This window comes from Leptotrichia hofstadii, from assembly GCF_007990525.1.
Classification (GTDB): domain Bacteria; phylum Fusobacteriota; class Fusobacteriia; order Fusobacteriales; family Leptotrichiaceae; genus Leptotrichia; species Leptotrichia hofstadii.
Window position 1 is genome coordinate 2,190,171 of record NZ_AP019823.1, and the last position, 11,712, is coordinate 2,201,882.

Sequence of the window (11,712 nt, forward strand, 5' to 3'; positions counted from 1 at the left end):
ATATAATTTCTGTTTTTTAAATTTGGGTTAGCATTAGATATGCTTGATAACCGTTTAAATTTAAAGTAAATATTGTTTAACAATGGTAAAGAACTCTTTGTTATTCAGGAAACTATTAGATAAATCACGATAAAATCAAAAACAAGTAAATCTTGAATTTTAATAAAGTCGTTATAATACTTGAAAATAGTAAAGGGGAAAAGGTAAAAATATGAGATTATTTTATGAAGAGGAATTGCGAAGAAAATCTTATTATGAGATGTATCAGATTGCAATTGAGGAACATTTGGTAAATGTACATGTGGAAACGCCCACGAGAGAGGAGCTTATATCACTTTTGATGAAATATAGGGGAGTCAAGGAAAACTACTGTATTGACAAGTTTAATAAAAATGGGCTTGTGAATGTTCAGGAACTTTTTGATAATAAACTTGGCGAGAGGCTTCATCATGAGAATAAGATACGGGTACCTCACAAGATTATTTTGTATAAGGAACTTAATTTGATGAGGGAAGACAATTATAAAATTGAGATTCCTGAAAATGTGAGCAGCGCAAATGTTTTTCTTATAAATGCTAATAACTACCTGTGTGGGATTTTCCAGCTGGAAAAGGATTTGAATAGCAGGAATAAGTATTTTTTAATTAGTAAAAAGGAATTTTTTAGAGTCGAAACGCTGAGAAATAATAAATTTTCATTTTTGTTCTTTAAAGAAAATGACTTGAAATTTATTCATAAGTTTTATAATTTAAAAGAAGATGAAGTGATACCGCTTTATCCATATCAGATGGACTATTATAAAGTTGAAATTGAAAATTTTATTGTGAAAAATCTGGAAACTACAAATACACCGCTTTGTATTGATTTTGGAACGGTAAATACGGCTCTTGGGGCATATCTGGATAAAAATTATGTAAAGGATTTGCCTACTAATGATATTTTGAATGGAAATGTCGTGATAGATGCTATAAATTATGTGAAATTTGACGACGGGGAGAGGCATTACCGTGAGATTTTTCCAACATTAGTTTATGTTGATGATTGCAGCGATGCTAACAATATTCAGTATTCATTTGGCTACGATGTGGTAAGAAAGCTAGAAAGAAATGACTATATTGTCAATGGCTCAATTTTTTACAGCTTGAAAAGGTGGGTGCATGAACATAATAAACTTGAGAAAATTAATGATGAGTTTGGAAATATTCTGTATGTAAAAAGAAAGGATATAATAAAGGCATATTTAAAATATGTTGTGAATCGTGCTGAATATATGTTTAAATGTAAATTTAAAAAAATTCACGCTTCCAGCCCTGTAAAATTGAAGGAGCAGTTTTTGGCGATGTTTCAGGAAATTTTTATGATGGAAAATAAATTTAATAAAAATCAGAATTCTGAAATTTCTGAAAAAAATATAATTTCAAGCGAGAAAAATTATGAATATGAAATTATTCGTGAAAATGCTATGGATGAAGCGATTGCAGTGCTGTACAATACAATTGAGATACAGATAAGGAAGGGGAGATATAAGGAGAACGAAGAATATAGTGCATTAATTATTGACTGTGGTGGCGGGACGACGGATTTGGCGGCTTGTAAATATGTGATTAGTAAGGACAAAATTTCATATTATCTGGATATAAGGACGAGCTTTGAAAACGGGGATGAGAATTTTGGTGGAAATGACTTGACTTACAGGATTATGCAGTTTTTGAAAATTGTGCTTGGGGCAAAATATTCTGAAAATAGGGTCGTTTCTATTAATGATTTGATAAAATTTGACAATGATATGATTTACAAGGTAATTGATGAGAGCGGTGTTGAGAAGATTTTTGAAAATATGAATTTGGAATATGAAAAGTATGAAAATGTAATTCCTACAAAATATTCGCAGTTTGAGAATAAAATGAGTGAAGAATATCAGAAAATACGGAATAACTTTTATATGCTATGGGAAGCAGCTGAAAATCTTAAAAAAGAATTTTTTACATCCGATGGAAGACTACGGACACGTTTTGATGTGCCTAGAAATTATGAAAAACGGAATGATATTCATATAACGCAGTTAAAAAGCTGGAAAATTCATATTTATAAAAATGGAATATTTACCACAATAACAGATTATCCAAGACATATTTTTACTATAAAGGAAATTGAAAAAATCGTGAAAGCTGATATTTACGGAATGCTCAGAAAATTTTTGAATACATATTACAAGGAAGGGCTACTTTTTGAATATTCATTAATAAAATTAAGCGGACAGTCAACGAAAATCAGTACATTTCAGGAAGTCCTAAAGGAATTTGTTCCAGGAAAAATGATTGAATACAAGGAACTGAGCCATCGTGATGATTACGAACTGAAACTGAATTGTCTGGATGGAGCTATAAAATATCTGGATTATAAGCGTTTCGGACATATAGACGTGGAAATTGTGAATGAAGTTCCACTTGTACCGTATTCTGTGTGGGTGGAAAAATACGATGGGGAAAAAGTGGAAATGATACAAACTTCACGAAAGGCTGATATTCTGATTGGACAAATTGACAAAAAGATTTCTGCTGAAGAACTAAAAATTTATGTTTATACTGCAGAAGGCGAATTGAAAAAAGAAATGATTTATAAAAATGAGGATAACTACGAAGAAATGGACGCACAGGAAATTTTGCCTGAATTTACAAATATAATTTCTCAAAATGATACCGATACAATTCAAAATAACACAGTAAGATTTTTTGTTTATACTGATTTGAACAACTGGGGATTTTTTGTCGTTCCAATCCAAAGAAAATCAGATCAGCTTTATCTTGGACGAAAGGAATATTTCCCTTATGAAGATAATTTAAGTGAAAATTCCTATTTTGACGGAAACCACTAAAAAAGGAAGAAAAAATTGAGAAAAAAAGATGAGATAATTTGGATAATGCCCGCAATTTTTATTTTTATTATTCTTTTTATGATAAAATTCTGTACTCCGAAAATTAATCAGAAATATGTTATTGAAAAAATAACACGTGAAAATCTTGAACTTTTTGTGGATATGAAAGGAACTGTTGTTGCACATAATATTACTAAAATTGGACTGGATGTGAATTTATCCGTTGATGATGTTTATTACAAGGCTGGAGATTTTGTAAAAAAGGGCGATGTAATAGTGAAATTTAGCGATTATCAGAAAAATGGATTGAATGAAAAACGTATGTTATTAGTGATTAAAAATCGGGAATTACGAAATTTGGAAAAACAAAAGGAATTGGGAGCTGATGTTAGTCAGAAAATTCAGGAATTACGTGGAGAAATATCAGGATTGGAAATTGAAATTAAAGATGAAATGAGAAATACAAGATTGGTTCAGAGAAGTGTAAGAAGTCCATTTGATGCTTACATTGTGAATATTAATGCAGTGAAAGGTGGAATTACAAACAAAAATGAGCCTATTTTGATTCTTGCTAAAAGGGAAGATTTAAAAATAGTTAGTGAAAGCGTGAAAAGTGAGAAAGTTAAAAATCTGAAAATTGGGAATGTGGCTAAAATTAATATTTTTAGGAGAGAAAATAAAAAGATTGGGGAAGAGAAATCGCTTGAAGAATTAGTTGAAATTAAAAATGATAAGAATAAGACAAAAGAGGATTCAGATTTATTTTCTGAAAAAAAAGTTATTGAAGCAGAATTATTTAAGATTAATAAAATTGGGGATATGAATGTGTTTGAATTTTTGCCAACGTTATTTAAGGATCTGTTTTTAAATGAGCAAGTAGATATTCGTGTAATTTATAGGAAAAAAGAGAATGTTCTGGCTGTTCCAAAAAAGGCTGTTATTTTTAAAAATCAGAAAAGTTATATTTATTTGATTGATAAGAATAATTTAGTTAAAGAAACAGAAGTTTTTGTTGGGATGGATAACGGAGAGAAGATTGAAATTTTTGGAATGGATATTGGAGAGAGAATGGAAATTATCGGCAATCCTGATGATAAAATTGGGAATAATGTGATTGTGGAACGAAGGAATATTAAGGATGAGGAAATTGAAAAGAAGAAAAAGTTGGAAAGGTTAGAGCGGGAAAATGAAAAGCTGGGGAATAGAATAGATGAGAATGAGAGGGAAATTATTAGACTAAAAAGAAAATAAATCAGGATGTTTTTATCCTGATTTTTAGCGATATTTTTTAAATTTATATTAAATGAAAGAAGAACTTTTAATTGTTGATTTTATTAATTTTTCCTTCTTCGCTGATAGAAAGCCCATTTCCATTTGGAAAATCAGATTTATTCAAGGAAATTATCTTTTTTATTGCTAATTTTTCTGAATCTATAAAAGGACCGAAACTTTTGTAAGTTTGTCTTACTGGAATAATTTCTCCAGAAATAAAGTCTCCTTTGTTATTTATTTTGATTTTAAAAATAGGTGCAATTCCCATTGAACCAGAAACATTTATTTTTCCAAAAGTTGCAAAATTTCCTCCACTATACGAAATAAATTTATTTTTGTACAGCTCGACAGCTCTTGTAACATGAGGGCCTTGCCCAAAGATTATGTCAGCTCCATTGTCTATCGCAAAATGGGCAAACTCATAAACATTTCCTCTATCTTCGCCATGAAAAATTTCATGTCTTTTAGTAATGTGTTCAGCATTAGCACCTTCGGCTCCACCGTGAAACATAACAATTACAATATCAACTTTTGATTTTAATTCAGAAATAAGTTTTTTTGCATAATTATAGTCATTTAGTTTTACAGTAGTTGAATTTGGAGAAAATGAAATAAATCCAAATTTTTTTCCATTTTTTTCTAAAATCGTACTTTCAGCAATATCTTTAATTCCAGAGTATTTTATTTCTAAATTATCAAGATTTTTTATAGTTTCCTTAATTCCGATTTCTCCAAAATCATTGCTATGGTTGTTGGCGATGCTCAAATAGTCGAATCCAGCCTGTTTTAAATATGTTCCATATCTTGAAGGCATACGAAAGACATAACAAACATTTGGATTATTACAGCTTTTGGGAGTTCCGCCTGTATCAAATAGTGTTCCTTCCAGATTCCCTACAGTTATGTTAGCATTTTTCAGTATATTTTGCGTATTTTCAAGAATATTGGCATCATTTTCAGGAAGCAGGTATTCAAAAGGGTAATTTGAGCCAAGCATTATATCTCCAACGCCAATTATTGTAAATTCTGTCTTTTCATCAGATTTATCATTTTTTTGAGTATTTGATTTTTTAATGTCGGTTGTTTTTTCAAAATTAATAAATTTATTCCTAAAATTTTTAAAATTGGGATTTATTATGATTATAGCAAGCATAGAAACTAAAATAATAAATAAAATTAATAATATATATTTTTTCATAAAATCCTTTCATAAATATTGTTTAGTATATTTTACCTCTATTTACCATGAAAAGCAATAAATTTAAATTTTTTCATAAAATACAATCCAAAAAATCCTGTTTTAATCACAACAATTCATTTCTCTAAAATTTTAGACTAATGTCGATTTCCATATTTGTCTTCACAGTAAACGTATCCACTTTCATCTTCATAACATCGCACACCTCTTTCGGCTCTTCTTTTATTATATGCTGCCCATTCTTTCGGGCTGAACAATTCACAGCTTACCGTAGTTATTACAAGTATTACAATTAAAAATATTTTTTTCATAAACATCAACTTCCTTACAGTTTTTTGTTTTATTATAACAAATGTTTATAATATTATAATTTCAATTGTTTTTTTTTTAGGGGATTAGAGTTTACTTTGTAATATAGATTTTTGTAAATTTAAAACGAGGATATTAAATCCTCGTCTTATAAAATTTATTTAGTTTTCCAGATTTCATTTTCATATTGTGCGATTGTTCTGTCTGATGAGAAGAATCCTGCTTTTGCTATGTTGTTTATTACTTTTTTGTACCACAAGTCTTTGTTTTCATAGTCTTTAAACATTTTTTCTTTTGTGTTGTAGTAATCTTCAAAGTCGATTAATGTCATGAACCAGTCTTTGTTTATCAATTCATTTTGAAGTCTTTCTAATCTTTCTTTATTTCCTACTTTTAATAATTTGTCTGAAGTTATGAAATCAACTACTTCTTTTATTCCATCTTGCTTGTAGTAATCTTTTGAAACATAACCTGAAGTTTCGTATAGTTTAATTATATCATCACTATTTTTTCCAAAAATGTAGATATTATCATCGCCTACAAGCTCATGAATTTCCACATTTGCTCCATCCATCGTTCCAAGAGTCAATGCTCCATTTAGCATAAATTTCATATTTCCAGTTCCACTGGCTTCTTTTGAAGCAAGCGAGATTTGCTCAGAAATATCTGTTGCTGGAATAATTTTTTCAGCTAACCCTACATTGTAGTTTTCAACTAGGTAAACATTTAAGTATTTGTTTACTTCTGGGTCGTTGTTTATTATTTCTGATAGGCAAAGTATTAAGTGGATTATGTCTTGAGCAATGATATAAGCTGGTGCAGCTTTTCCACCGAATAATACTGTTATCTTTCTTTCTGGTAATTTTCCATTTTTAATGTCTAAATATTTTTTAATTACATACAAAGCATTCATTTGTTGACGTTTGTATTCATGGAATCTCTTAATTTGAGTATCAATGATACTGTTTTCATCAATAACAATTCCTTGCGTATGCTGTAAATATTTTTTCAATTTAATTTTATTTCCATGTTTAATTTGTGATAATTTTTCATAAACATTCTTATCATCAACATATTTTAAAAGTTCTTTTAGATTTTCAGCATCTGTCAAGTATCCTGTACCAATTAATTCTTTCAAGTAATCTGCCAAGTCTTCGTTACAGCTTTCAAGCCATCTTCTGAATGTAATCCCGTTTGTCTTGTTATTAAATTTGTTTGGATAAATTTCATAAAATTCCTTAAGTTCACTATTTTTCAAGATTTCAGTATGCAAGTAAGCAACTCCGTTTACACTTGAAGAAAAATGAATATCCATATTTGCCATGTGAACTCTGTTTTGCTCATCTATAATTTGTACTTTTTCATCTGAATATTTAGCTTTTATAACTTTATCCAATTTTTTTATAATTTCAACAATGTTCGGCACAACTTCTTCCAGATAGTCTAAAGGCCATTTTTCCAATGCTTCTGCCAAAATTGTATGATTTGTGTATCCTGTCATTTTTGTTACAATTTCTGTTGCCTCTTCAAAAGAAATATTATGCTCTTCCGTCATAATACGGATTAATTCAGGGATTACCATACTTGGGTGTGTATCGTTAATTTGAACGAAGGCATAATCTGCTAAATCGTGAATATTGCTTCCTTTTTCAGTTGCTTCAGCAATAATCAATCTTGCTGCATTTGATACCATGAAATATTGTTGATAAATACGTAACAATTCCCCTTTTTTTGTACTGTCGTCAGGATACAGGAATAATGTCAGATTTTTTTCAATATTTTCTTCATCAAATGATATTCCATTTTCTATCAAATTGTAGTCAACGCTTTCAATATCAAATAAATTCAAATAGTTTTTTGTATCTTTTTCATATCCTAAAATATCAATTCTTTTTAATTTTGAATGTAAACTGAAGTTTTTGAATTTAACTTCATATCCAATGTTTGTATCTCTTAGCCAGCTTTGGTCTTCTATCCAGTAATTTGGTTCAGCTGTTTGTTCATTGTTTTTAAAAATTTGCTTAAACAGTCCGCAGTGATAGTTAAGTCCAACTCCTTCTCCATTGATTCCTAAAGTTGACATTGAATCAACAAAGCACGAAGCAAGTCTTCCAAGTCCACCGTTTCCTAATGAAGGTTCAGTTTCTACTTCTTCAATATGGCTCAAGTTTTTTCCTGCAACCTTCAATTCTTCCCTTACTTCCTTATAAATTCCCAAATTAATCAAATTATTTGATAATAATTTTCCAATTAAGAATTCTGCAGAAATATAATATATTTTCTTTTTAGATTTGTTTGCAGTTTTTTCATCTGCTCTTTCTTTAACATATTCAAGTAATTTGTAGTAAATTTCCTGATTTGTCATTTCACTTATTTGTTTTTCGTTTCTTTTTTGTAAAAAATCTGTAAAATTGTAGTTCACTATTTTAATTGTTTCCTTTCAAATTTGTTTTATAATTTTCGTTATTAAACACTTCAAAATTGGAATACTAAAAGCATTAAACTTAATAACTTCAATAGAATAGTTTTAATTCTTTGTATCCAATTTTAAAGTTGTTTTACTATGCGGGCATATTATATACCTATTTTTTTAATTTGTCAAGACATTTACGTAAATGCTTTTATAACCCTTAAAAAATGAAATCAATATCTATTTTCTTGTACTTTTATATCTAATTAAAATTAAATTATTAGAACAATTATTAAAATAAAAACATAACCTTCAAACGTAGATTTTCATTTCCAGTTTGCTAGATTATGTTTTTTTATTATAATGGTTAATATATTATGGTTATTCTATAGCAAAACTGCTTTAAATCCGAATTAAAAAGTTATGACTATTTTACTCAAACCCTAAATTTATATAATTTTTAGCAGTTTAATTTTAACCTTCTTCTTCAAAGTGCATCATATGACCATAAAAATAATCAAGTGCTTTAATTTTTCTTATTCCGCTTGGAAATAATTTACAGTTATTAAAATACCAATATCCTACTTCACCAATATACGGATCAGAACCTTCTGGCTGAGAACCTTGTGGAGTATAGTTACCTCCTTTTTTTATAAGATTTAACAGAGCTTTATTTAAGTCTGCTCTCTTTCCATCATAAATGTCAGGATGATTAACATAAGTTCTTCCTATATTTTGACATATAGAGTTTTTCCCAAATAAAGTAGTAAAATTTCCTCTAATATAAGCCCCTTAACTTTTGGTTATGTTTATATCTTTAGGGTAAGCATAAGTTGTTGTACAGGCACAAATAAAGATAAAACCTAGTAACAATTTTTTCATAACAAATCCTCCTCCTAAATTTTGATACATAACTAGTATCTTTCACTATAAAGATACCCTATTTAATACAATTGTCAAGCTATTTTTGAATTATTTTTAAAATTTTTCAAATAAAATTATTACTAGACTTTTATTTTTTTATATTTCATATTTTTATGAAACAATAACTCAGCTAAATATAAAAATAATGTTTATGTTGCTATATCTGTTGTAAAGATTTGTCAACTTTATTAATATCTAATCAATGTATATTAACACTATTCCTCGTTTAAAAATAGAAATTAAATTCTATTATAATTAATTTGATAGTTTTATTAAAGAAATCAAACTTAATTCCGTAAATTTTTTGACTTCTGCTTTTTAAACGGCAGCTAGTATAAAAAACATAAATTTACTTTCCTTAAAAAAAGAAAAACTCAGAAAATTTTCTGAGTTTCATAGGCTTTGGTATAAGCTGGATTCTGTATTCGTTAATCATTTATCTAAATCAATAATTACTTACGGATTTTAGCGAGCTACCAATCAAGCCAAGACGGGCCGCCTCTTAACAGCTTTCTGCTTGCCCTTGCTTTGGGAGGGGTTTACCTAGCTAATTTAATTCCTTAAATTACTGGTAGTCTCTTACACTGCCTTTTCACCCTTACCTGAAAGAACAGGCGGTTTATTTTCTGTGGCACTTTCCTTAGAATTTCTTCCAGCAGCCGTTAGCTGCCTCCCTTGCCCTGCAAAGTCCAGACTTTCCTCTTAAAAATAAATTTTCAAGCGATTAACTCCAAAACCTGAATTTATAATATCATTTTTTCTCTATTTTTGTCAATTTAATTTATAGATTTTTCAAAACAATTTCCACAATATCCTTCGCTCTAAGCCCATAATTCGTAAGCATAGTCTCTCCATCTGCACTTTGTCCAAAAACATCCTGTATTCCATGTTTTACAACTTTTGCAGGATGAACTTCTGACAAGTATTCTGAAACTGCGCTTCCAAGCCCTCCAATTACAGAATGTTCTTCACTTGTTACAATAAATTTACATTCTTTTGCCGATTTTAAAACTGTTTCTGTGTCTAACGGCTTTATCGTAGAAACATTTACCACTCTTGCCTTTACTCCTTTTTCTTCCAGTAATTTCGCCGCCTCAAGAGCTTCTGAAACCATAAGGCCAGTCGCTAAAATTGCCACATCGTTTCCTTCTCTCAAAGTTGCAGCTTTTCCTATTTCAAATTTATAGTTTTCATCAAATAATACTGGAATATTCAATCTTCCAAGTCTTACATATACAGGTCCATTGTATTCAGCCACCGCAAAAACCATTTTTTCCGTTTCTACTGCATCTGCCGGCGATAGCACTACCATTCCTGGAATTGCACGCATTAAAGCCACATCCTCAACTGACTGGTGTGAACCTCCATCTTCTCCTAACGAAACTCCTGCGTGAGTTGGACAAATCTTGACATTTAAATGTGGATATGCAACTGAGTTTCTAACCTGGTCAAAGGCACGTCCCGCCGCAAAATGTGCGAAAGTTGAAGCAAACGGTATTTTCCCAGTCGTTGCAATACCTGCAGCTGTTCCAATCATATCAGCCTCTGCAATCCCAACATTTATATGTCTTTCTGGAAACTCTTTTTTAAAATATGCAGTCATTGTTGATTTTGACAAGTCTGCTTCCAGTACCACCACATCTTTATTTACTTTTCCCAATTTAACTAACGCTTCTCCATAAGCCACTCTAGTTGATTTTTTTTCCATTCTCATATTCTCCTATTTTTTATTTCATTATTTTTAAAAACTTTCTCATACTATTCCACAAGCCAGGGTTAGTGCATAGCACTTTTGCCATTCTCTTTAATACACCATTATTTAAATATGTTAAAATAACTATTATTGCGAAATGAAGGGAAATGGCGATTGATTTCCCTTGCTATTATTAACTCAATTCTTCCATTGCCTTCTTGTATTCTTCATCATTTGGAGCAGCCCCGTGGAATCCAGCGTTATTTTCCATGAATGAAACCCCTTTTCCTTTTACAGTGTTTGCAACTATTACTGTCGGCTGTTCCTTAACTGTTCTTGCTGTGTCAAGAGCATTTATGATTTCTTCATAATTGTGTCCGTCAATCTCGATTACATTCCATTTGAAAGCCTTGAACTTTTCCCCAACTGGAGCGACATCCATTACATCCGAAACTTTTCCGTCAATCTGCAAGTTGTTATAGTCAACTATCGCAACTAAATTGTCAAGCTTGTAATGCGCTGCAGTCATAACTGCTTCCCAAACTTGACCTTCCTGCAATTCTCCATCTCCTAAGATTGTATAGACTCTGAAATCGTTATTGTAAATTTTTGCGCTCAAAGCCATTCCGTTTGCCGCGGACAGTCCTTGCCCAAGCGAGCCTGTTGACATTTCAACTCCAGCCAGTTTTTTCATGTCAGGATGCCCTTGAAGCGGAGAGTGCCATTTTCTAAGTGTTGGAATAAGGTTCTTCCCTTCATCTCCTAAAAATCCTTTTTCAATCAACGCCGCATATAGCGCAGGAGCGGCATGCCCTTTACTAAGAACCAGTCTGTCCCTGTTTTCCATTTTTGGATTTTCTGGGTCAATGTTCATTTCCTTCCAGTAAAGCACAGCCAGAATATCAGCAATCGAAAGTGAACCTCCCGGATGTCCTGATTTTGCCCTGTAAATCATTTCAATAATATCTTTTCTCAATGTTTTTGCCTCTTTTTGCAAATCTTCAATTTTCATAAAAACCTCCATTTTTTAT

General features: G+C 30.6%; 7 protein-coding genes and 1 other RNA gene. 2 read left to right on the forward strand and 6 right to left on the reverse strand.

Going from position 1 to position 11,712, the window contains the following annotated elements:
- Positions 1-211 precede the first annotated feature (211 nt).
- Both FVE77_RS10350 and FVE77_RS10355 read left to right on the forward strand, forming a co-directional pair.
- The gene (locus FVE77_RS10350) at positions 212-2,875 is read left to right on the forward strand and encodes an acetate and sugar kinases/Hsc70/actin family protein (RefSeq protein ID WP_026746793.1); all 2,664 of its coding nucleotides are present in this window, start codon (positions 212-214) and stop codon (positions 2,873-2,875) included.
- A 15-nt stretch (positions 2,876-2,890) separates the two neighbouring features.
- Entirely contained in the window at positions 2,891-4,126 is a 1,236-nt protein-coding gene (locus FVE77_RS10355; RefSeq protein ID WP_026746792.1) for an efflux RND transporter periplasmic adaptor subunit, read from the forward strand.
- A 67-nt stretch (positions 4,127-4,193) separates the two neighbouring features.
- Here FVE77_RS10355 and FVE77_RS10360 read toward each other — a convergent pair whose 3' ends face one another.
- From FVE77_RS10360 to FVE77_RS10385, 6 genes are all read right to left on the reverse strand, one after another.
- Positions 4,194-5,345: a CapA family protein gene (locus tag FVE77_RS10360; RefSeq protein WP_026746791.1), complete on the reverse strand. Its 1,152-nt coding sequence runs from the start codon at positions 5,343-5,345 to the stop codon at positions 4,194-4,196.
- Between the two features lie 137 nt (positions 5,346-5,482).
- The gene (locus tag FVE77_RS12705) at positions 5,483-5,662 is read right to left on the reverse strand and encodes a hypothetical protein (protein WP_408610401.1); all 180 of its coding nucleotides are present in this window, start codon (positions 5,660-5,662) and stop codon (positions 5,483-5,485) included.
- A gap of 149 nt (positions 5,663-5,811) precedes the next feature.
- Positions 5,812-8,076 carry a glycogen/starch/alpha-glucan family phosphorylase gene (gene glgP, locus FVE77_RS10365; protein ID WP_026746789.1) on the reverse strand — a complete coding sequence of 755 codons (2,265 nt, stop codon included), beginning with the start codon at positions 8,074-8,076 and terminating at the stop codon, positions 5,812-5,814.
- 1,304 nt (positions 8,077-9,380) lie between these two features.
- Positions 9,381-9,728, reverse strand: an RNA gene (gene rnpB / locus FVE77_RS10375) — RNase P RNA component class A.
- A gap of 41 nt (positions 9,729-9,769) precedes the next feature.
- Positions 9,770-10,696: a transketolase family protein gene (locus FVE77_RS10380; RefSeq protein WP_026746788.1), complete on the reverse strand. Its 927-nt coding sequence runs from the start codon at positions 10,694-10,696 to the stop codon at positions 9,770-9,772.
- Between the two features lie 178 nt (positions 10,697-10,874).
- A complete protein-coding gene (locus FVE77_RS10385; RefSeq protein WP_026746787.1) occupies positions 10,875-11,693 on the reverse strand; it encodes a transketolase in 819 nt (272 codons plus the stop codon).
- Between the last annotated feature and the right edge of the window lie 19 nt (positions 11,694-11,712).